Origin of the sequence: Roseibium sp., from assembly GCF_965233565.1 — a bacterium.
In the GTDB taxonomy this organism is placed as follows: domain Bacteria; phylum Pseudomonadota; class Alphaproteobacteria; order Rhizobiales; family Stappiaceae; genus Roseibium.
The window spans coordinates 3,108,296-3,129,652 of record NZ_OZ247494.1; the positions used below are offsets into that span (position 1 = coordinate 3,108,296).

A 21,357-nucleotide genomic window follows, 5' to 3' on the forward strand; every position below is an offset into this window, starting at 1 on the left:
CGGGGTCAGGCCCCTAGGACTGCCGCTCGTCGTCCTTGACCCGGCGCTCGGCATTGAGCTGTTCCAGTTCGGCCATCTTTTCGCCGACGGGCTTGAGAGCAGAAACCGTGTACCGGAAGCGGCTGACACGCTGGTCCAGCATGCGCTGCGCCAGTTCCGGATATTCCTGGATCATGCGTTTGAAGAGCGCCCGGCGAATGCGGATGATGCGTACGGCGTCGATTGCCTCGGCCCGGCAGGGACGTTTGTTTTCCGTCAGCAGCGCCGTCTCGCCCAGAAGCGTTCCCTGACCAACCTGCTCGATTTCCTCAAAGCCGTCGGCACCCTTGGTCTGCAGGCTGACCGTACCATCGGTGATCACGAGACCGCCGTCAGCGCGATCGCCCTGATCGAACAGGCGCTGACCGCGGCTGTAATCCATGCTTTCGGCACTGAAGGCGAGCAGGCGCAGCTGATCGTCCTGAAAGTCCGAAAGCATCGGGATTTGTTTGAGAATCGCAATATCTTGGGCAAGGCTCATGCCCAAGATTTACGCTGATTACCTGTTACGGCACAAGCTTATATCCACCGGCTTCTGTGACAAGAAGCTCGGCATTGGACGGGTCCCGCTCGATTTTCTGCCGCAGACGGTAAATATGGGTCTCCAGCGTGTGCGTGGTAACGCCGGAATTGTAGCCCCAGACCTCGTGCAGCAGCACATCGCGGGTCACGGGTTTTTCACCGGCCCGATAAAGAAACTTCAGGATCGAGGTTTCCTTTTCGGTGAGGCGCACCTTGGAGCCGGCATCGTCCTGCATCACCTTGGCGGCCGGGCGGAACGAATAGCGGCCAATGGCGAAGGTCGCATCTTCACTTTGTTCGTGCTGGCGCAGATGGGCGCGGACACGGGCCAGAAGAACAGCGAACTTGAACGGCTTGGTGACGTAGTCATTGGCACCGGCCTCGAGGCCGAGGATGGTGTCACTGTCGCCGTCATGCCCGGTCAGCATGATGATCGGCGCCTTGAAGCCACCCTTGCGCAGCAGCTTGACGGCTTCGCGACCGTCGATATCCGGCAGGCCGACATCCATCAGCAGCAGGTCGACATGCTCTTCCTTGGCCATGGCAATGCCGGAGGTCGCCGAATCCGCCTGGAGCGTTTCGAACTCGTCATAAAGAGAGAGCTGCTCGACCAGAGCTTCGCGGAGTTCGTTATCGTCATCGACAATCAAGATCGTGCGGGCGGTCATTTATGCGTTCCTCGCCAAATACCTAAAGTGATCACGTCAACTTGTGCTTCGGACACAAGCGTGTTCCTGCCCCTATGTGCGTGTCAAATTCTCACCGCACAAGCGTCCCCGCGTCAAATCTTCTTCACGCGAGGTTTAGAGCTGGTTTATCAAGATCTTCGAAGAAGATGGCCAAAAGAGACACAGATCGCATGACCGGCACAAAAAAACCCGCAGAGACGCTGGAAGTTCGCGCTCTGACCCGCGACCGGAGGAAGGGCCTGTTGCGCCTGGGAGAGATCACGGTTCCGTGTGCGCTCGGCCGATCGGGGATCGTCATGCGCAAGCGGGAGGGCGACGGCGCGACGCCGGCGGGCCGGTTCGCCCTGTTGCATGTCTATTACCGCCCGGACCGTGGGTTACCGCCCGCAACCCGGTTGCCGCTGGAACCTCTGTCCCCCGCAGCAGGCTGGTGCGACGACCCCGGTCACCCTCGATACAACCGTCCGGTCGACCTGCCTTTTAACGCCAGCCATGAAGTCATGTGGCGGCAGGACAGGCTCTACGACATCGTCGTGGTGCTCGACTGCAACATCGCTCCGGCCGTTCCGGGCAAGGGCAGCGCAATTTTTTTTCATATCGCACGGGAAGACTACCGGCCGACGGAGGGCTGCGTCGCCGTTGCGCCGGGGCACATGCGCCTGATTCTCTCAAGAATCGGCTCAGGCGCAGATATGGTGATCCACGCCTGAATTGGTGCAAATGGGCAGGGTGTGACCGGTTCTAGGGCGTCGCGGCCACCTGCGGCCGATAGATAATGAAACTGCCGCTGACCGTGATCGCGGTTCTGACACCGGCATCATCGGTGGTGGTAGCGGTTCGAACCCCGAAATCATTGCGTTTCACGGTCTGATCGTCGGTGACGTTGCTTTCCAGGAAGGTCGCCATGTTGCCGTTGAGGCTTTCCAGGATCGCCGTGTGCCGCGGGGCACCGCGCGAGATGGTCTGCTCTTCCCAGCTGCCGTCAGGCTGGGTGACGCGCCTGGTGACCTCGAACCGGCGGAACTGAAACACGTCGCCGGGCTGGGCATCGGACAGGTTGGCAACCACGCGCCCCCAGACATAGGTGGACGCCGGCTTGTCGAAGCCGACATGCTGAAAGCCGTTATTCACCAGCGTCCAGCACTCGCCATTGCCTTCAACGCGCCCCAGTCTCTGGGTCGCGAAATTGATCAGGCGCTGCGCCTGCTGTGCATTCACGTCGGGCATCTGCAAAATCCTTTTGTACGCGCCCCACGACCAGGAGTTTAAGCGCGCCCGGCCGCCCGCTCTGTAACGGGGATCACATTCCCGTGAACTTTCGTGATGGGAGCCGTCCCTTCTCCCGGGAGACGGCATGCGTGCCGGCCGGATATTCAGCACCGGATTGCATGAGACCGTGCAATCCTGTCTGGTGGTCCCGGGCAAAAGCGTGAGGAAGGAACGTTGGGATGCGTTGGAAAGGCCGCCGCGGCAGCAGCAATATTGACGACCGCCGTTCGCGTGGCAGAGGCGGAGGATCGAGACGGCGGGTGCGCACCGGGGGCGGGCTAGGTCTGACCGGCATTCTTGTTGTGGTCGGCATTGCCTGGCTGACCGGGGTCAATCCGTTGACCCTGCTGGCGCAACTGGACGGCGGCCAGGGCGGTTTCGAAACGTCCTCCTATCAGGATGGACAGTCGCGCAGCACCGCCGATGACGAAACCGCGGAATTTGTCTCTGTGATCCTGGCAGACACGGAAAACACCTGGGGCGATATCTTCAGGGAAGGCGGTGGCACCTATCCGGAGCCGACGCTGGTGTTGTTCTCCGGCTCGGTGTCGTCTGCCTGCGGCTTTGCAAGTTCCGCCACAGGTCCGTTTTATTGTGGCGCCGACAGCAAGCTCTATATCGATCTTTCCTTCTACCAGCAGCTCGCCGCCCAGCTGAACGCACCGGGTGATTTTGCCCAGGCCTATGTGCTGGCCCATGAGGTCGGACACCACATTCAGAACGTGCTCGGCATCCTGCCGGAGTTTCACAAGGCCAAACGCTCCTTGAGCAAGGCGGAAGGCAACGCGCTGTCTGTCCGCGTGGAGCTGCAGGCCGACTGTTTCGCCGGCATCTGGGCACATTATGCCGCGCGACAGCGGGGCTTTGTCGAAGATGGCGACATCGAAGAGGCTCTCAATGCCGCCAGCCGCATCGGCGACGACACGCTCCAGCGTCAGGCGCAGGGCTATGTGGTGCCCGAAAGCTTCAACCACGGCACTTCTGCCCAACGCGCCCGCTGGTTCCGCCGGGGCTTCGAGGCAGGCACGCTGCAAGCCTGCGACACGTTCAATGCGGACAGGCTTTGAAACCAGCCCGGTGTCCTCGCGATTTGATGCCCGCAGCGGCAAGACCGGAAGAACTGAATAACAGTCAGTTCCCCGCCCCCCCCGTCGTCATGCCACGGCCCGACCCACTGCTGTCCAGTTTAAGTCGACCCAGTTTCAACAGATCATTGATTCATCATCGATATTTACGCTTCTTCCAATCCTGGATACGCAGCGCCTTACCGCTAGTTCCAGTCTCCCCCCTGGAGGGGGAGATGTCCGGGAACCGGACAGAGGGGGGGCACAGCGGTTCCTCGCATTCGGAAAAGGCCTTGTATGCGGGGAGGTCGAGCCCCCCTCTGTCTCCTGACGGAGACATCTCCCCCTCCAGGGGGGAGACTGGAACAAGCGGCGAAGCCTAAATACAGTCAGATGCATCTGCTTAACCGAACAGCAGTGGGTCAAGCCCTGCAATGACGGAGACGCGGAGCAAGTGTCAATCTTGACGTTTACGCATATCTGACTTGCCCACCTGCCCCACTGGTAATTTGCGGTGATTTCCGCCATATAGGGGCAGTTGTCCGCAAGTTGGCGGTCCGTTTCCTCAAGCTCAAGCGAAGAAGTGCACCCGGTATGGCGTCTGAAACCAGACCCTTTTTGAAGATGAATGGCCTCGGCAACGATTTTGTGGTCTGGGACGCGCGCGAAAAACCGCTGCGCCTCGGCCGTGATGTGATTGCCGCCCTGGGAGACCGGGACACAGGCATCGGCTTCGACCAGATGATCACCGTGGAGCGGTCTTCCCTCGGCGTCGACGCCTTCATGCGCATCCACAACCAGAATGGTGGCGAGGTTGATGCCTGTGGCAACGCCACACGCTGCATTGGCCGACTGCTCATGGAAGAGGCCGGCAAGGAGCTTGTGACCATCGAGACCGGCGCCGGCCTGCTGCATGCCTTTGACGCCGAAGGTCCGCGCACGGTCACCGTCGACATGGGCGCCCCGCGGCTCAACTGGGACGAAATCCCGCTGGCCGAGGAATTCGCCGACACGCGGGCCATCGAATTGCAGATCGGTCCGATCGACGATCCGATCCTGCACACGCCGGCCGCCGTCAACATGGGCAACCCGCACGCGATCTTCTGGGTCGACGATGTCGAGGCCTATGAGCTGGAGCGGATTGGTCCCCTGCTGGAAACTCACCCGATCTTTCCGGAATGCGCCAATATTTCGCTGGCTCATATCTTTGCCGAGAACCAGATCCGCGTGAAGGTCTGGGAGCGCGGTGTCGGCCTGACGCTCGCCTGCGGCACGGCCGCCTGCGCGGTTGGCGTGGCGGCAGCGCGCGACGGCAAGACCGGCCGCAAGACCACCATCCATCTGCCCGGTGGCCCGATCGGCATCGAATGGCGCGATAGCGATGGTCACGTGCTGATGACCGGACTGACGGAAGTCGAATTCGAAGGCGAAGTTGACCTGGAAACGCTTTCCTGGCGCAAGACGGCAAGCGGCGACCAGACCAAAGAGGCCGGAGCTGGGTCATGAGCGTTGATGTCGTTACATTCGGCTGCCGGCTCAATTCCTACGAGTCGGAGGTGATGAAGCGCGAAGCGGAGGCCGCCGGCCTCAAGGACGCCATCCTGATCAACACCTGCGCCGTCACCAACGAAGCTGTCCGTCAGGCCCGCCAGGCCGTGCGCAAGGCCAAGCGTGACAATCCGGATGCACGTGTGATCGTAACCGGCTGCGCCGCACAGACGGAAACCGAAACCTTCTCGTCCATGGAGGAGGTCGATCTGGTGCTCGGCAACACCGAGAAGCTGGAGCGCAAGTCCTATTCGGACGTCGCGGCTTTCGGCATTTCGGAAACCGAGAAGGTGCGCGTCAACGACATCATGAGTGTCGAGGAAACCGCCGGCCACCTGATCGACGGGCTGACCGGGCGCGCAAGGGCCTTTGTCCAGGTCCAGAACGGCTGCGACCATCGCTGCACCTTCTGCATCATCCCCTATGGCCGTGGCAATTCCCGTTCCGTGCCGATGGGTGTCGTCACCGACCAGATCAAGCGTCTCGTCGCCAACGGCTACAACGAGATCGTCCTGACCGGTGTCGACATCACCTCTTACGGTGCGGACCTGCCGGGCACGCCGAAACTCGGCACACTGACCGCGAAAATCCTGAAAGTTGTTCCAGAGCTGAAACGGCTGCGTCTTTCCTCGATCGACTCCATTGAGGCGGATGACGACCTGATGCGGGTCATCGCCGAGGATGAACGGCTGATGCCGCATTTCCACCTGTCGCTCCAGGCGGGTGACGACATGATCCTGAAGCGCATGAAACGGCGGCACCTGAGGGCCGACACGATCCGCTTCTGCGAAGAGGTCCGGCGCATGCGCCCCGATGTGGTATTCGGGGCCGACATCATTGCCGGTTTCCCGACCGAAACCGACGAAATGTTCGAGAACTCCCTGAAGATCGTCGACGATTGCGGTCTGACCCATTTGCATGTCTTTCCGTTCTCTCCGCGCCCGGGCACCCCGGCAGCACGCATGCCGCAGCTGCCGCGCAACGTGGTCAAGGACCGTGGCGCCAGGCTTCGCGCCAAGGGTGCCGAGGCGCTGGCTGCGCATCTGTCAGCGGAAGTCGGCAAGGTCCGGCCGGTGCTGATTGAAAAGGAAGGCCTGGGACGAACCGAGCAGTTCACACAGGTCGAATTGGCCGGCGGCAGCGCCGGAGAGATTGTCGAAACGAGAATTATCGGCCATACCGGTCGCCATCTGTTGGGCGAAGCGCTTTCCAGGGCCGCGTGAAGAACCGATTTGGGTGCGCCTTTTTGACAGGCTGCCCTTTGAAAAACGTGGGAGAGGGCTGCAACCAGAATACGCCGTCACTCAGAGGCGGACAAAAAGGTCCGTCTTGAGGGGCAGGTGGCAACGCGGAGCAAGCGGTCCTTCCTTGGAGGCAGCGCTAGGCGCTTCTTCAGGACGACGCATTGGGGTTTGGTCTCGCAGGTCGCGGCGAGACCCATTGACGGACAGAATTTTAAGGCAGGTTCATGAGCGAGAAAAAGCGCGGGTTTCTGGGACGGCTCTTCGGAGGCAAGGAGACGCCTGAAACGCAGGCCGACCCAAAACCGGAAGCGGTTTCGGAAGAACCTTCTGCCGAAACACCCCCCGCGGATGACCCCTCCATTGACGTCGAAATGGAAGTCCGTCCGGCCGCCGCTCTGAATGCCCCGCCGCAGCCGATGCAGCTGGATGCCGCGCAGGGTCTCGGCCAGTCCATGTCGTCCATGCCCTCCGCCGCGCCCCTTTCAGAAGACATTCTGCCGACCGACGTCTCCCTGGAGGCCCAGTCCGACCCTGTGATCGAACCGCCGGTCGAGCCCGTGTCGGCGGCGGAAAAACCGAAACAGTCCTGGTTCCAGCGCCTCAAGAGCGGCCTGTCGCGCTCTTCTGCCTCCCTCACCGAAGGCATTACCTCGATCTTCACCAAGCGCAAGCTTGATGCCACCATGCTGGAGGAGCTGGAGGATATCCTGATCCAGGCCGATCTCGGCGTCGACACGGCGATGGCGATTACCGACCGGCTCTCCGACGGACGCTACAACAAGGAGATCTCGCCGGAGGAAGTTCGCGAGATCCTCTCCGAAGAGGTCGAGAAGGTCCTGGAACCGGTCGCGCATCCGCTCAATCTCGACACCGGCAAGCAGCCGCATGTCGTGCTGATGGTCGGCGTCAACGGCACCGGCAAGACCACCACCATCGGCAAGCTCAGCCAGAAACTTCGCTCCGAGGGCAAATCGGTGATGCTGGCAGCGGGTGACACGTTCCGCGCTGCGGCCGTCGAGCAGCTGAAGATCTGGGGCGAGCGCACTGGTGCCGAGGTCATCGCCCGCGACACCGGCGCCGATGCCGCCGGTCTTGCCTTCGACGCCATGAAGGCTGCCAGGGAACAGGACGTCGACATTCTTCTGATCGATACCGCCGGCCGGTTGCAGAACAAGGCCGAGCTGATGGATGAACTGGAAAAGGTCATCCGCGTGATCAAGAAACACGATCCTGATGCCCCGCACACCGTTCTCCTGACTCTGGACGCCACAACGGGTCAGAACGCACTCAACCAGGTCGAGATCTTCGGCAAGGTCGCCGGCGTCACCGGCCTTGTCATGACCAAGCTCGACGGCACCGCTCGCGGCGGCATCCTGGTCGCCATCGCCGCCAAACACGGTCTGCCCGTCCATTTCATCGGGGTCGGCGAAGGTGTTGAGGATCTGGAGCCGTTTTCGGCGAAGGATTTTGCCAGTGCAATTGCGGGATTGGCCTGACCAAGCGTCTTTTAGCTCTCACCCCACAGACCGGGACCTCCGGCATACCGCCCGGCAATTCGCCAATAGACATAGCCAGCGACAAGTCCACATCCCAGTGCGAATGGCAGCAGCAGCAACAGCACCGGGAGCAGGAGGCCGGATCCAGACCCAGAGCCAAACAAGAGGTAAAGGGCCGGGGTCAGGGCAGTGAGCACCGAGAAGACAAGATAGACGACGATATTCGTGATCTTTCTGATCTCACACACGGTTGCAAATACGATCGCTGGGATCAGGGCATATCCGGCAATGATCTGATTGATCAGCAAAAACGCTTCCGCGAACGAGCCGGCACCGCGCCCGCCTCTGGTGAACAGCGCGTCGAGCACAATGAGTGTGACCGACGCCGCGAAGGTGCTCGCAATAAAGGCGAAACAGACGCGTAAAACTCTGACGACACCTGTCATGATCGGGCTTCGTTTGATCGCAACCGCCCTCCCGTCAGCTGCCGGTTCGATAAGTTCCATCCAGGCTGCCGAAGGTCAGAAAAATGCCGTGGAAGAGTTCCAGGCAACCATGCAACTTGTGCGCAATCAATACGAGCTACAGATGCGTTGTTGCACACACTTGCATCCTGCATCAGTCAAACGCCTCGATCTGGGCCTTGAGCAGCCTGGCGTCGTCACCTGCATGGCGCCCGGCGAAATACCAGTAGACCAGTCCGGAGACGAGCCCTGCCGGTATGCAGAACACGGCGGTCTTGAAGATTTCCCAGTCGATGCTCATCAGGATGACAGGCAGGCCGGCAAACGCCAGGATTGCGGAAAAGAGCATGTAGGAAGGGGCGCTGCGGATTGTCCGCTTTTCGCAAAAGGCAATGAAAAGAAGCGACGGCACGACCGTATAGAGCGTCACGAACACCAGCAGAAACAGATAGACGATCATGTTCACGCTCAGGCCACCACCGCCGCCTGACACGCTGTTGAGCGTGAGATGAAGCGTGAAACTGGCCGCCAGCGCGCTGGCCACATAGCCGATGAAGATGCGCTTCTGGAACAGGAGCTTGATCACTGTCCCGGCTCCCAGCCCTCCGGCGCCATGACAAACCCTTCGAACTGAAATCCGGGCGCCACGGTGCAGCCGACCAGTGTCCAGGCGCCGAGCGAACGTGCCTGTTGCCAGCCGTCGCGCGGCACAATGCCCTGCGGGCGCTGTCCCGCCAGAAGGTCGCTGCCAAGTGTCAGTACTTCTTTCGGGCCGCCATCGGAACTGATCGACAGTTCCAGGGCCGCCCCCGCATACCAGTGCCAGGTCTCCACCGCATCCACCTTGTGCCAGCGTGACAGAACACCTTCCGGAAGCAGGAAATAGATCAGTGTCGATGCAGTCCGTCCGCTCACGTCCGTGACGGGATCCCTGAAGGTTTCGACATAGTGTCCACCTTCGGGATGCGGCTGCATGTTCAGGAGGGAAACGACCTGATCCGCCGTCAGATCCTGGGAAACGGTCATCCTGTGCCCCCGGCTTCAATCTGTACAAGTTAAGCCCGGGAGGCCGCTCAGGACGGCTTGGACCCGGAACAGAAAGCCAGATCATCGATGGTTTCGCGCAGGGCGGCAACCACTTCCTCGTAAAGCACCTGCATATCCAGCTTGTGTCCGCCGCCGTGATGCATCGGAATGGCTTCGGCCTGGCTGACGATACGGTGAACCACGTCCTTCGCACGTTGCTCCGCAGAGCGGGATAAATGGGCTTCGGAACTGGCAGGTGTCATGGATTTTGCCCCTTCATGATCACGATAAACGTGCATATGGGGGTAAAACCTGATGGTTTTAAGGCTTTCAGCTCAGAATCCGTGAATTTCCCACGTGGAAATGCTGAGGGATTATCGCTTAGGCATTGTCCTTACGGGTCCGGATCTCGGTAAAAATCTCCGTCGCGGATCTGCCTTCCATACCGAGAGCGACGGCAACCGACGCTTCGCCGGCACGCAGGAAAGGATTGGTCGCTTTTTCCACCGCCATCGTGGTCGGAAGGGTCGGTGCCTGTCTGGCACGAAGGGCCATGACCTCTTCCGCACGGGCCTTCAGCTCGGCATTGTCCGGTTCGATCGTCAGGGCAAATCGGGCATTGGCCTCGGTGTATTCATGGCCGCAATAGATCACCGTGTCGTCCGGCAGTTTCCGGAGAAGCTTCGACAAAGACGACCACATCATCTCCTTGTCCCCCTCAAACACCCGGCCGCAACCGAGCGAAAACAGGGTGTCGCCTGTATGAGCCATGGAAATCGACGGAATGTACCAGGAGATCTGATCGAGCGTGTGTCCGGGCGTTGCAATCGCCTTGATTTCATAGGGGCCGCACAGGACATCGTCATCGTCCTCGACGGTGCGGTCCAACTCGGCAATCTTCTGGCGTGACCGCTCGGGTCCGATCACGGTGGCGCCGGTTTTCTGCTTGAGGTCGCCCAGGCCCTGAACATGATCCCAATGATGGTGGGTGATCAGAATGTGGCTGAGCGTCCAGCCCGTCTGCTCCAGAGCCTGTTCATAGGCAACGGCATGCGGCACGTCGATGCCGATCGTCGTGCCGGTCTCCGTATCGTGCACCAGCACGCCGAAATTATCGTCAAGGCAGGTGAACTGATGGATTTCGGTTGTGTCGCGCAAGGCCATGGCGGGCTCCTTTCGAGGACTGGCTGGTTGAAACGTAAAGTGGCAAAGCGCACATTCAAGAGCAAGGCATGAGATCTTGCGCTTGGCGCCGGTTCCATGTTCAATCGCGGCGATCAGGAACCGCCCCTGAACCACACCGAGCCAGGCTGAATGTATCTCGACGTCGTCCATCTGCGCGCCTTTTACGATTTACCGCTCGGCCAGCTGTTGCGCAGTCTGATCGGCGCCCCCATCGGCAACATGTGGCCGGACATGGCCGGCAAGAGCCTGCTTGGCATCGGCTATGCCGGTCCATTCATGCGGCCTTACATGGACAGCGCGGAACGGGCAATCGCGGCCATGCCGGCCCCCCAGGGCGCCGTTGCCTGGCCAAGGGAACGCGACAGCGCTTGCGCGCTTGTGGAAGACACGGATCTGCCCTTTCCCGATGCCTATTTCGACCGGGTCATGATGGTGCACGCGCTCGATCACTGTTCGGATCCAGCAGCGGTCCTTCGCGAAGCCTGGCGCGTGCTGGCTCCAGGTGGGCGCCTGATCACCGTCATTCCCAACCGGCGCGGTCTCTGGGCACGATCCGAGCTGTCCCCCTTCGGCTATGGCCGGCCCTATTCCAGCCGGCAGATGAAGGATCTGCTGAAAAGCTGTCAGTTCAACGTGCTCGACGACCGGGAAGCCCTGTTCATGCCACCGTCCAGCAAGCGCGCGGTTCTGAAGGCCGCCCGGACCTGGGAAAACATCGGGCGCCGAATCTGGCCACTCTTTGGCGGCATTCTGGTGATGGAGGCGGAAAAGGTCGTCTTCCAGAGCCTGCCGTCCGGCGGACAGAAAAGCCGCCTGCGTGTGCTGCGCCCGGTCTTCATTCCCGAAGGTGTCGCTTCGGGCCTGAAGCCCGTCCGGGCGGTGCACCGGACACGGGAAGCGGATTAAACCATCCGGCGGCAAAGAAAAACGCGCCGGAACATGTCCGGCGCGTTCTCTGTTTCGTTCTATCAGTAGGTGTCAGGCAACCTGGCGGACATTGGCGAGGAAACCCTCGACTTCCTGCTTCAGCCGGTTGGCTTCGGTCTGAAGCACGTTGGCCGAAGCCGACACCTGGCGGGCGGCATTGCCGGTGTCGTCGGCCGAGGCCGCCACCTTGACGATGTTCTGTGCCACTTCCTGGGTGCCGTTGGATGCTTCCTGGATGTTGCGGGCGATCTCGTCGGTCGCAAGACCCTGCTGTTCCACGGAACTCTGGATGGAGGAAGAGATCTCGTTCATCTTCTCGATGGTTTCCGAGATGCCCTTGATCGCCTCGACCGAACCGGCGGTCTCCGTCTGCACTGACTGGATCTGCAGCGAGATTTCCTCGGTCGCCTTGGCGGTCTGGTTGGCCAGTTCCTTCACTTCCGCGGCGACAACCGCAAAGCCCTTGCCGGCTTCCCCGGCGCGGGCCGCCTCGATGGTGGCATTCAGCGCCAGAAGGTTGGTCTGTTCGGCAATGTCGGTGATCAGCTTGACCACTTCGCTGATCCGGTTGGCCGCTTCCGCAAGCCCCTCGATCTTGGCGTTGGTCGACTGGGCCTGATCCACCGCATGGGAGGCAATCTCGGTCGACTGGGTCATCTGCCGGGAGATTTCACCGACGGAGGCCATCAGCTCTTCAGCGGCCGAGGCAACCGTTTCCACGTTGGACGAGGCTTCTTCGGAGGCGGCCGCCACAGCGGTGCTCTTGTCGCTTGTGTCGTCGGCGCCCGCTGTCAACGTGCCGGACGCCGCGTTCAGGTCCTCCACCTGGGTCATGACGATCTGGGTCAGTTCCGAGATCTGCCGGTCGAAATTCTGCGACAGTTCGCTGATGCGTTCCGCGCGGGCCAGCTGCTGGCGCTGCGCCTCTTCCTGTTCGGCGGTCAGGGCTTCGGCCTGGCGCGCCTTGTCGCGGAAAACTTCCAGCGCCTTGCTGATCTCGCCGATTTCATCGGCCCGGTCCGTGTCATGGATCGGCTCGTCATAGCGCCGGTCAATCAGGGCCTGGATGCTGCCGACGGCACGTTCCAGCGGACGGCGCACGATGGTGTTGCCAACCACATAGATCGACAGCGCCACCACCAGAAGGAGCACCACGCCAACGCCGATGATCAGCGTCGTGATCTGGGAGGAGGCTGCATTCAGCGTCGCCAGCGGCACATTCACCACCACCGCCATCTTGGCGTCTGTCCCGGTGATTTCCACCGGCATGACGATACGGTGCACATCCGTGCCAAGGGTGTTGGAATAGCCGTCATAAGCGAAAGGCTTGCCGTTTTTGACAGCTTCCAGCAGGGCGGACTGAACGGCCAGGTCGGCATCTGACCGGCCTTCGGCCCATTCCTTGCCAAGCACCGCTGCATCGGGATGCGCGATCCAGACGCCGTTCTGGGACATCAGATGAACGGAACCGGTATCGAGCGGCTTTTGCTCTCCAAGCGCCTCGGACAAGGGCGTCAGCAGAATATCGCCACCGGCAACACCGATGGTCTTGCCGCCATCCTTGATCGGAATGCTAAAGGAAACGCCGGTCACGGTCTTGCCATCGGCTTCCCAGCTATAGGGCTCGGTCACATAGTCCTTGCCGGGCACAAACGCGCCGTTGAACCAGAGCTGGCCGGCATCATCCATGTCACCGACCGCGATTTCCTCAATCGAGCGATAGGCGAGGGTGCCGTCCCCTTTACGGAAATAATAGGGCTGCCAGGCGCCGTTCACGGCCCATTTTTCATTGCCCTTGAACTCGGCGTCCTTGCCATCGAGCTGATCGTCGACGATCACCCCCCAGGCACCGGACAGATCCTTGTTGGTCAGGGCGAGATTCTCGACCACCGCGCTCCAGGCCTCACGGTCGGCAACCCCGCCCTTTTTCATGCCGCTGAGCGTGCTGGCCAGGGCCTGTGCAGATTTCAGGCCTTTTTCCAGGCCACGCTGCACGAATTCGGCCTGTTCACGGGCAACCGCCTCGGCCTCGGTCCGGGCGACTTCACCCGTGATGCTCGAGGCCTGCCAGCCGATAAAGCTGATACCGACCACAAGGGCTACGGTTAGGGCCGCCGCGCTGGCGCCGATGAGCTTTGTAGTGACCTTCGCTCTCTTAAACACCGATGTTCTCCGAAAATCGCAAGAAATGGACAGGCGAATACCTGCCGAAGCTTGCAGCAGACTAACGGGAGGGCGTTAACAAGGTCTTCAAAGGGTGAATCTTTTCTGAAGAACGATCCGCAGTTTTTACAATAATTGCAATCAATTAGACTGCTAAGCTCTGCAAATACGACAAGGCCCCGGATCCGGTCGGATCCAGGGCCTTGCAGCATCTGGTTCAGGCGCTTAGTGGCGGAAGTGGCGCATCCCGGTCATGACCATGGCAAGACCGGCTTCGTCGGCTGCCGCAATCACGTCATCATCACGCATGGAACCGCCCGGCTGGATGACCGCCGTCGCACCGGCTTCGGCCGCCGACAGCAGACCGTCTGCAAACGGGAAGAATGCGTCGGAAGCCACAACGCAGCCCTTGGTGAGCGGTTCGGCCAGTCCGGCCGCCTCGGTTGCGTCGAGCGCCTTGCGGGCCGCAATGCGGGCCGAATCCACCCGGCTCATCTGGCCGGCGCCGACACCGACAGTCGCGCCATCCCTGGCGTAGACGATCGCGTTGGACTTGACATGCTTGGCCACGCGGAACGCAAATTTCAGGTCCGCCAGTTCCTGGTCGCTCGGTGCACGCTTGGTGACAACCTTCAGATCCAGATCGTCGACGACACCATTGTCGCGTGACTGGACCAGCAGACCACCGGCGACCGATTTGACAAAAAGCCCCCTGGCCCGGGCATCGGCAAGACCACCGGTCACCAGCAGGCGCAGGTTTTTCTTCGCCGCGATGATCTCGCGGGCGGCTTCATCGGCATCCGGGGCAATGATCACCTCGGTGAAGATCTTGACGATTTCCTCCGCAGCGGCCGCATCCAGCGTCTGGTTCAGTGCCACGATGCCGCCAAAGGCCGACACCGGGTCGCAGCGCAGGGCCAGCTCGTAGGCCTCCTTGAGGCTGGCCCCTTCGGCAACACCGCAAGGATTGGCATGTTTGATGATGGCAACGGCGCTGGTGCGGGCCGGATCGAACTCGCTGACCAGTTCGAAGGCCGCGTCCGTGTCGTTGATGTTGTTGTAGGAAAGCGTCTTGCCCTGGAGCTGCGTTGCCGTTGCAACGCCCGGACGGTTCTCTCCGGTCTTGTAAAAACCCGCCGTCTGATGCGGGTTTTCGCCATAGCGCATGACTTCGGCCAGTGCACCGCCAACCGCCCGGTGCGCCGGCGTGGCTTCGTCTAGCTGATCCGCCATCCAGTTGGACACGGCCGCATCATAGGCCGCCGTGCGGGCAAAAGCCTTCAGCGCAAGTTTCTTGCGCAACGCAATCGGCGCCTGGCCGTTATTGGCATCCATTTCGGCAATCACGGTGTCATAGTCACCCGGATCGGTGACAACGGTTACATAGGCATGGTTCTTGGCCGCCGCCCGGGTCATGGCAGGTCCGCCAATGTCGATGTTCTCGATCCCGGTGGCATAATCGGCGCCGGACGCGACAACCTGCTCAAACGGATAAAGATTGCCGCAGAGGAGATCGATCCCGGTGATGCCGTGATCCGCCATCGCACTCTGGTGGTCGGCATCATCGCGGATGGCCAGCAGCCCGCCATGCACATTCGGGTGCAGGGTTTTCACCCGGCCGTCCATGATTTCCGGAAAACCGGTCACTTCGGAAATGTCCAGCACCTTGAGACCCGCGTCTTTCAGGGCCTTGTAGGACCCGCCGGTCGACACCAGCTCGACACCACGGTCAGCGAGCGCTTTTGCGAAGTCCACCAGACCGGTCTTGTCGAAGACGGAAAGCAGTGCGCGCTTGACGGGAACGAGTTCGGGAACGGGTACGGCTTTGGACACAATGGCCATGAAGTTGCCTCGCGATTGGTGACGCCTTGGGAGAGTTGGCGTCGCCCTAGCACGCTTTAAGGCAAATCGGAAGGTCACCTATGGGAGAGGTGTGCCTATTCTTCGAGCGGCAGCTCCTCGACCTCGTCGAAATCGCTGGTTCCGCGCCGGCTGAGCTTCGCCGTTGCCGTCTTGCGAAACTGCCAGCTGACCGAGGGCGTTTCCAGGAGCGAGCCGTTGATCACGATCTGGTCCGCCTTGCGGTGACCAAAGACATCGGACAGGTAAATGCTCTCTTCGAGCGTGACCTCATTGCCGGGTGCGTCGAATTCCCAGGCTTCGCCGTCCCTGCAGACGAGGAGCACGGCGGACCCGCCCCGGATCAGCGAGGCCCGCAATCCGGGATGCAAATGAAAGCGCAACGCATAGCGATGCTCCGGGTCGACCGCACCGACCGCGTTGAACGTGTCGACGCCATCCAGAACCGTGCCGTCGCCTGCCAGGCGCAATTCCCGCTGGTGCGTGACACGGAACTCGGCCGCATAGCCGTCATGAGACGCGGTCACCTGGCTGCCCGTGGCATCGTCGGCGCGCTCAACCGGCACCTTGGACGGCCCGGACAGGATCGGCGCCCCCAGAATATGGCCAAACGGCCGGTCAGACAGGAACCTGCAGGACGAGGTATCCTCGACAACCGCGGTCGAATGGGCCGCGGTCGAGCGGCTCACCCTGCGCCAGAGCGCGTTCGATTTCGGCGACACACCGCAATTGACCACGATCCGGTTGGCACCGGAGGAAAACTCGAAGGAAAGACACCCGGCGTGGGCATCTCCGGACACATTGACAGAGGGTGCGGCACCGGTATCGATCAGCACCACCGAGTTTCCGCCGCTCAAACGCTGGTATCCGGAATGCGGCGCGTTGACCGGCGGCGCGCCGCGGGCGTCATCATAGGCCAGGATCGTGGCCACCAGATCGCTTGGCGTCGACCCCATGCCATTGAAATGGCCGAGAGCCCCGTCGCCGTGCCGGAAGAACCGCAGAAGGGGCATCATCCGGTCGACCGATTGCAGCATGGCGGGCGGAACTTCGAGCCCCTGCGCCACGAAGGCCTGCCGGACGGGCAGAAGATCGGCCAGAATGTCGATCAGGGCTCTCGGATTTCTCGAGATATGCCCGCCATCCGGCAGGATCTGGCGGGCAAGTTCCTGATCAAGCCGCCGGATACTCTGCCGGGCGAAACGTCCCTGTCCGGCCATGGAAATACAGGCTGACGCAATGGCCAGCGCGCCATGAAGCCGTTCAACGCCATCTTCGGTTTCGTTGATGGTCTGGCGCAGGAAGCGCACCTGCCGGGCCAGCGACTTGACGAAGCGACGGTAAAACTCGTGGTCGCCATCCTGCAGGATAAACGGGGAGTGGGCGAGCCAGGACAGGATCCGGCGGGTCACCACCGAGGCTTCCCAGCCGATATCGTGCCAGCGGCCCGAATAGCGGATCCAGTCTTCGACGAGGGCTCTGGCATTCTGGCGGGAGATCTGGCTGTCGGACGCTCTCAGGTCGCGCAGCCAGCCAAAACTGTGCAACTCGCGCTGCCAGTCTTCGTGAACCGCCTTGAGTTCGAAGGGCGAACGCCCCTGCGTTTCCACCAGGTGTCCGGAAAACAGGAACCGGCCCCCGTAAATGTCGGCCGCATTGGTGGCGTCGGCCGTGCGCAGATCCTGGGGAGCAATCAGCAGACGCGCGGGCACAGCAGAAAACGGCTGCATGCGGAACAGGGGGCCGCCATGCATCCATTTCAGGGAGCGTTGCCAAACATGCAGGGCCACAAGACGCCAGATCCGGCTTCTTTCACTCAGGCTTGCGATATTCACCAAACCATCCCCAACACTGATGGTTTATGCGCGTCTATGGGAACTCTCCGGGTTCAAAATCTGAGAGAACGAACCATTAAGGTTAGCATTTCATTTAAAGAATCATTGCAAGTGAACGGTTTATGCGGCGTTAAAGACGGCGGAATCTGGCAGCGAAAAATCCGTCCAGACCCGTATTTTCTCGTGTTTTTTCAGCTTCATGGCAGGGCAGGCAGCGCAGATACCCCGTATTTGTAACTAGGTGCGCGAGACCGCCGACCTCTTCCGGCGTGACCGGAACCGGTGCGATCCTGTCGCCCAGACGGCCAATAAAAGCATCTGCCTGGGCCTCGCCCTCGGCGGCCTCAAGCGAACAGGTGCAATAGACAATCAGGCCACCCGGCCGCACCCAGTCCACCACCCGGTCCAGCAGCTCCTTCTGGATCTCGCTCAGCTTCTCAATGTCGTAAGGCTTCTTGATCCAGGGCACATCCGGATGGCGGCGGATCGTGCCGGTGGCGCTGCAGGGGGCATCCAGCAAAACCGCATCAAACGGCGCTTCGGGTTCGAACTGGCGAAGATCCGAGGCAACGGTCCGAACTGTCAGCCCGAGCCGGGTCATGTTCTCTTCAAGCCGTTTCAGACGGCCCTTGGAGATATCGACCGCTGTTACCTCTGCCCCGGCCGCCGCCAGCTGGGCGGTTTTGCCACCAGGTGCTGCACACAGATCCGCCACGTTGAGACCCTGAACGTCGCCCAGAAGCCGCGCCGGCAAGGCAGCAGCGGCATCCTGCACCCACCAGCTGCCGTCCTCAAATCCCTCCAGCGTCTCGACGGCCGCCTTTTTGGCGAGCCGGACACTGCCCGCGGCAACGACCTGTCCCTCGAGCTTCTTTGCCCAGCCGGCCGGGTCCGTCTTGACCGTCAGGTCGAGCGCAGCCTCCTGCTGATGTGCCGCAGAAATCTTGCGCGCGATTTCGGCGCCATAGGCCTCAGACCAGCTGTCCATCAGCCAGTCGGGCGTGTTCAGGAGATCCGGTTCAAGGTCCCCTGTGATGTCGTCGCGCTCCCGTCCGAGCCGGCGCAAGACGCCATTGACCAGGCCCTTGTAGGGCCGCGCCCGCCGGTCGAGACCGGCATGGTCGACAGCTAGCGACACGGCAGCGCGGTCGGGAATGTCAAGATAAAGCATCTGACTAATGGCGACATGAAGGATGTCCTGCACCCGGCCTGTCTTTTCCGGGATCGGCCGATCGAGCAAACGCTCCAGGATCTCCAGGATTTCACCCCGGTGCCGCAGGGCCGCGCCGACAATGGCCCGAACCAGCGCGCGATCATTGCCGGCCAGGGCCCGAAAGCCAGAGTGACCGGAAGCAACATCGAGCTCGCCATCCAGAGGGCGTTTCTTGTGAACGACATTACCGAGAATATCGGCTGAAACCTTGCGCGCGGCAAAGCCCGGCTTTTCCTGTTTCTCTTCCGCGGGTGCCTTGGCGGATTTGTCTTTGGTGTTCGCCCGTCTGCTCACGACGCCATTCCCATTCCATCGGTGCCCGGCCGGATGCGGCCGGTCTCAAAACCAAGCGCCGCAGTCCGGGGCTCCGGCTGCGGCGCAATCTGTGCAGTTTAAAGCTCAAGGGGCTTCGGTCAAAGCGGTTTTTGCCGGATGGCCCTGACAGTCAGCCCCAGGGGCCCTTCGGCCGGTTCTGCGAGCCGGACGACGTCGTGCGTCCTGTCCCCTGCCACGGACCGGCGGGCGAGCTCTGCCGGCTGCTGAAGGACCGGCCACCACCGGATCCGAGCCCTGCATCGGCCAGCTTGCGCAGCTCGTCGATCCGGTTCTGGGTGTTGGGGTGCGTGGAAAACAGATTGTCCATGCGCTCGCCCGAGAGCGGGTTCATGATGAACATATGCGCGGTCGCCGGGTTGTTTTCCGCGTCCGGATTGTGGATGCGCTGAACACCGCCGGAAATCTTGGCAAGCGCCGAAGCCAGCCACATGGGTTCGCCGCAAATCTGGGCGCCCATGCGATCGGCGGCATATTCGCGTGTCCGCGAAATCGCCATCTGCACCACCATGGCAGCCATGGGGGCGACGATCATCATCAGCAGCATGCCGACAATTCCAAGCGGGTTGTTGCGGTTTCCGCCAAAGAAAAAGGCGAAATTCGCCAGCATGGAAATCGCACCGGCAATCGTCGCTGTGATCGTCATGATCAGGGTATCGTGGTTCTTCACATGGGCCAGCTCGTGGGCCATCACGCCGGCAACCTCTTCCGGCGTCAGCATGTCCAGAAGCCCGGTCGTGGCCGCAACGGCCGCATTTTGCGGGTTGCGGCCGGTCGCAAAGGCGTTCGGCTGCGGATTGTTGATAATATAGACCTTGGGCATCGGCAGATCGGCGTTCTGAGCCAGTTGCCGGATCATCCGGTAAAGGTCCGGTGCCGATCGCTCGTCCACCTCCTGCGCATGATGCATGCGCAACACCATCTTGTCGGCGTTCCAGTAGCTGAACACGTTCATGGCCGCGGCAATGAGCAAGGCAATCAGCATGCCCGACTGTCCGCCGATCATGAAACCGATCCCCATAAACAAGGCGGTCATGGCCGCCAGGAGCATTGCAGTGCGAATGTAGTTCATCGCTCGCGGTTTCCGTTTCTGTCCCTATGTTTTGCTGCCTATGCGGAGACGCCTGTGACGTCCCGTTCCAGTCAGCTAGATGGGGATAGCTGCCATTCTTGGCAAGTTTAGCCTATATAGGTGACAAACCTTTCATGCCGAATGAGCCGAGATCCATGACGGACGACCCGAAGACCCCGACTGCCGCCTACAGCCAGAGCGATGCCCCTTCCCTGAAAACGGACGTGGAAAGCGCGCCGAAAAAACGGTTTGAAGACCTGCCGCCGGCCGCCCAGCGCGCGCTGAAAGAAGCCGAAGAACGCCGCAAGGAAATCGATGAGCGTCAGAAAGGCATGGCGGAAGAGGTCAATGGCCGGGGCGGGCTTGAGCCCACCCGCTACGACGATTGGGAGATCAAGGGACTGACGGTCGATTTCTGAGCGGTTTCGACTACTCCGCTTCGTTCGGCAGCACGGCGTTTTCAAAGAACACCTGCATCACTGCCAAGGTGCGGAAATGCATCAGGGTCAGCTGTCGTTCCCTTCCGTCCGGGAAAACAACGTTGCCGTCCTTGTCCTCTACCACGTCCTCACCCGTCAGGATCTCCTGCATGTCCGTTTCATGCCAAGAGGACTGCGCATAGGGCCGCTTGCCGTCAATCAGGGGAACTGGCCATTCGCCAACAAACGCACTGACCTGCATCTCCTCTTCCGAAGGCCAGTAGAACGGCATTTCCCGAATGAGTTTGAGCATGTCAGCGTCCACGATCACCCTGCCATCCGCATCAAGGCCGATATCCTTCGGTGACGCAATCAGGTCCGCATTCAGGAAGAACCCGTCGAATGTCTTAAAAAGCTGGTGAGGCGTCACGTTTTTCAAGCGGTATGTTCCAGGGGCAAGCTCAGCCGACGACAGAAACCGGCGAAGTGCGAGATGCATCAGGCCATAGGCCTTCGCCTGGTCTCTTACCGTTTTGGCCCCAAACAGCACTCTCATGGCCTCGAACGGATCTTCCTGACCGAAGGGATGATGGGCCACCACCTTTGGCGCTCCGTTTTCAACGTCGTCCCAGGCCAGCCGCACATGCCGCAGCAAGACGACATGTTGGGGCGTGAGGCGAAAGCCGGCGCCATAGTCATCCGGAAAATTGTTGAAATTCTCCCGGGTGAATATCTCCTCGACGTCCATACCTGCAAGACGGGCCTTCAGGGCCGGACTATAATATCTGTCTTCGAGATCGATCTGATTGAGCAGGATCTGGACCTTCCGCCTGAGTTCTTCTTCGCTCCAGGGAAGCTCCACACGGCCCGATGGGTCAGGCAGGACCAGACGAAGGACAGATGTGATTAGAAAAACAAAAACAAAGCCTGCGCATACGGAGGCAAAAAATCTCATGACGCCACCTATCAAATCCAGGAAACACTAGTTG

At 60.9% G+C, this 21,357-nt stretch carries 21 protein-coding genes; 7 read left to right on the forward strand and 14 right to left on the reverse strand.

Annotation, left to right across the window (positions count from 1 at the left end; all coding sequences use genetic code 11):
* Positions 1-13 precede the first annotated feature (13 nt).
* Positions 14-478 carry a Crp/Fnr family transcriptional regulator gene (locus ACO6TG_RS14320; protein WP_208988286.1) on the reverse strand — a complete coding sequence of 155 codons (465 nt, stop codon included), beginning with the start codon at positions 476-478 and terminating at the stop codon, positions 14-16.
* Positions 479-545: 67 nt separating this feature from the next.
* Positions 546-1,229 (reverse strand): response regulator transcription factor, encoded by a 684-nt coding sequence (locus tag ACO6TG_RS14325; protein ID WP_422378787.1) that lies wholly within the window; start codon positions 1,227-1,229, stop codon positions 546-548.
* A 191-nt stretch (positions 1,230-1,420) separates the two neighbouring features.
* On the opposite strand from ACO6TG_RS14325, the gene ACO6TG_RS14330 reads away from it, so the two are divergent.
* Positions 1,421-1,960, forward strand: coding sequence for a L,D-transpeptidase family protein (locus ACO6TG_RS14330; protein ID WP_422378788.1), 540 nt, complete (start codon positions 1,421-1,423; stop codon positions 1,958-1,960).
* 31 nt (positions 1,961-1,991) lie between these two features.
* Here the strand turns inward: ACO6TG_RS14330 and ACO6TG_RS14335 are convergent, their stop codons facing one another.
* On the reverse strand, positions 1,992-2,477 hold the full coding sequence (locus ACO6TG_RS14335) for a hypothetical protein (RefSeq protein WP_422378789.1): 486 nt from the start codon (positions 2,475-2,477) through the stop codon (positions 1,992-1,994).
* Between the two features lie 221 nt (positions 2,478-2,698).
* On the opposite strand from ACO6TG_RS14335, the gene ACO6TG_RS14340 reads away from it, so the two are divergent.
* The 4 genes from ACO6TG_RS14340 (at position 2,699) to ftsY (ending at position 7,871) form a co-directional block, all read left to right on the forward strand.
* On the forward strand, positions 2,699-3,586 hold the full coding sequence (locus tag ACO6TG_RS14340; protein WP_422378790.1) for a neutral zinc metallopeptidase: 888 nt from the start codon (positions 2,699-2,701) through the stop codon (positions 3,584-3,586).
* Positions 3,587-4,177: 591 nt separating this feature from the next.
* On the forward strand, positions 4,178-5,089 hold the full coding sequence (dapF, locus tag ACO6TG_RS14345) for a diaminopimelate epimerase (RefSeq protein ID WP_422378791.1): 912 nt from the start codon (positions 4,178-4,180) through the stop codon (positions 5,087-5,089).
* Positions 5,086-6,354: a tRNA (N(6)-L-threonylcarbamoyladenosine(37)-C(2))-methylthiotransferase MtaB gene (gene mtaB, locus ACO6TG_RS14350; protein WP_422378792.1), complete on the forward strand. Its 1,269-nt coding sequence runs from the start codon at positions 5,086-5,088 to the stop codon at positions 6,352-6,354. Before dapF ends, mtaB begins: the two co-directional genes overlap by 4 nt.
* A gap of 245 nt (positions 6,355-6,599) precedes the next feature.
* Positions 6,600-7,871 (forward strand): signal recognition particle-docking protein FtsY, encoded by a 1,272-nt coding sequence (gene ftsY, locus ACO6TG_RS14355; RefSeq protein ID WP_422378793.1) that lies wholly within the window; start codon positions 6,600-6,602, stop codon positions 7,869-7,871.
* An 11-nt stretch (positions 7,872-7,882) separates the two neighbouring features.
* Here the strand turns inward: ftsY and ACO6TG_RS14360 are convergent, their stop codons facing one another.
* The 5 genes from ACO6TG_RS14360 to gloB form a co-directional block, all read right to left on the reverse strand.
* On the reverse strand, positions 7,883-8,377 hold the full coding sequence (locus tag ACO6TG_RS14360) for a hypothetical protein (protein ID WP_422378794.1): 495 nt from the start codon (positions 8,375-8,377) through the stop codon (positions 7,883-7,885).
* A gap of 112 nt (positions 8,378-8,489) precedes the next feature.
* Positions 8,490-8,921 carry a hypothetical protein gene (locus ACO6TG_RS14365; RefSeq protein ID WP_422378795.1) on the reverse strand — a complete coding sequence of 144 codons (432 nt, stop codon included), beginning with the start codon at positions 8,919-8,921 and terminating at the stop codon, positions 8,490-8,492.
* Positions 8,918-9,361, reverse strand: coding sequence for a cupin domain-containing protein (locus ACO6TG_RS14370; protein WP_422378796.1), 444 nt, complete (start codon positions 9,359-9,361; stop codon positions 8,918-8,920). The genes ACO6TG_RS14365 and ACO6TG_RS14370 overlap by 4 nt, the downstream gene beginning before the upstream one ends.
* Before the next feature lie 47 nt (positions 9,362-9,408).
* Positions 9,409-9,624 (reverse strand): hypothetical protein, encoded by a 216-nt coding sequence (locus tag ACO6TG_RS14375; protein WP_422378797.1) that lies wholly within the window; start codon positions 9,622-9,624, stop codon positions 9,409-9,411.
* A gap of 118 nt (positions 9,625-9,742) precedes the next feature.
* Positions 9,743-10,525 carry a hydroxyacylglutathione hydrolase gene (gene gloB, locus ACO6TG_RS14380; protein ID WP_422378798.1) on the reverse strand — a complete coding sequence of 261 codons (783 nt, stop codon included), beginning with the start codon at positions 10,523-10,525 and terminating at the stop codon, positions 9,743-9,745.
* A 150-nt stretch (positions 10,526-10,675) separates the two neighbouring features.
* Here gloB and ACO6TG_RS14385 point away from each other — a divergent pair, with 150 nt between their 5' ends.
* Entirely contained in the window at positions 10,676-11,452 is a 777-nt protein-coding gene (locus ACO6TG_RS14385) for a class I SAM-dependent methyltransferase (RefSeq protein ID WP_094072980.1), read from the forward strand.
* Between the two features lie 72 nt (positions 11,453-11,524).
* Here ACO6TG_RS14385 and ACO6TG_RS14390 read toward each other — a convergent pair whose 3' ends face one another.
* From ACO6TG_RS14390 to htpX, 5 genes are all read right to left on the reverse strand, one after another.
* Positions 11,525-13,636: a methyl-accepting chemotaxis protein gene (locus tag ACO6TG_RS14390; protein WP_422378799.1), complete on the reverse strand. Its 2,112-nt coding sequence runs from the start codon at positions 13,634-13,636 to the stop codon at positions 11,525-11,527.
* Between the two features lie 225 nt (positions 13,637-13,861).
* The gene (gene purH, locus ACO6TG_RS14395; protein WP_422378800.1) at positions 13,862-15,478 is read right to left on the reverse strand and encodes a bifunctional phosphoribosylaminoimidazolecarboxamide formyltransferase/IMP cyclohydrolase; all 1,617 of its coding nucleotides are present in this window, start codon (positions 15,476-15,478) and stop codon (positions 13,862-13,864) included.
* A gap of 95 nt (positions 15,479-15,573) precedes the next feature.
* Positions 15,574-17,250, reverse strand: coding sequence for a heparinase II/III family protein (locus ACO6TG_RS14400; protein WP_422378883.1), 1,677 nt, complete (start codon positions 17,248-17,250; stop codon positions 15,574-15,576).
* 211 nt (positions 17,251-17,461) lie between these two features.
* On the reverse strand, positions 17,462-18,838 hold the full coding sequence (gene rsmB, locus ACO6TG_RS14405; protein ID WP_422378801.1) for a 16S rRNA (cytosine(967)-C(5))-methyltransferase RsmB: 1,377 nt from the start codon (positions 18,836-18,838) through the stop codon (positions 17,462-17,464).
* Between the two features lie 151 nt (positions 18,839-18,989).
* Positions 18,990-19,949, reverse strand: coding sequence for a zinc metalloprotease HtpX (gene htpX, locus ACO6TG_RS14410; RefSeq protein WP_422378802.1), 960 nt, complete (start codon positions 19,947-19,949; stop codon positions 18,990-18,992).
* Between the two features lie 155 nt (positions 19,950-20,104).
* On the opposite strand from htpX, the gene ACO6TG_RS14415 reads away from it, so the two are divergent.
* A complete protein-coding gene (locus tag ACO6TG_RS14415) occupies positions 20,105-20,368 on the forward strand; it encodes a DUF1674 domain-containing protein (RefSeq protein WP_094072985.1) in 264 nt (87 codons plus the stop codon).
* Positions 20,369-20,378: 10 nt separating this feature from the next.
* Here the strand turns inward: ACO6TG_RS14415 and ACO6TG_RS14420 are convergent, their stop codons facing one another.
* A complete protein-coding gene (locus tag ACO6TG_RS14420) occupies positions 20,379-21,323 on the reverse strand; it encodes a hypothetical protein (protein WP_422378803.1) in 945 nt (314 codons plus the stop codon).
* Positions 21,324-21,357 lie beyond the last annotated feature (34 nt).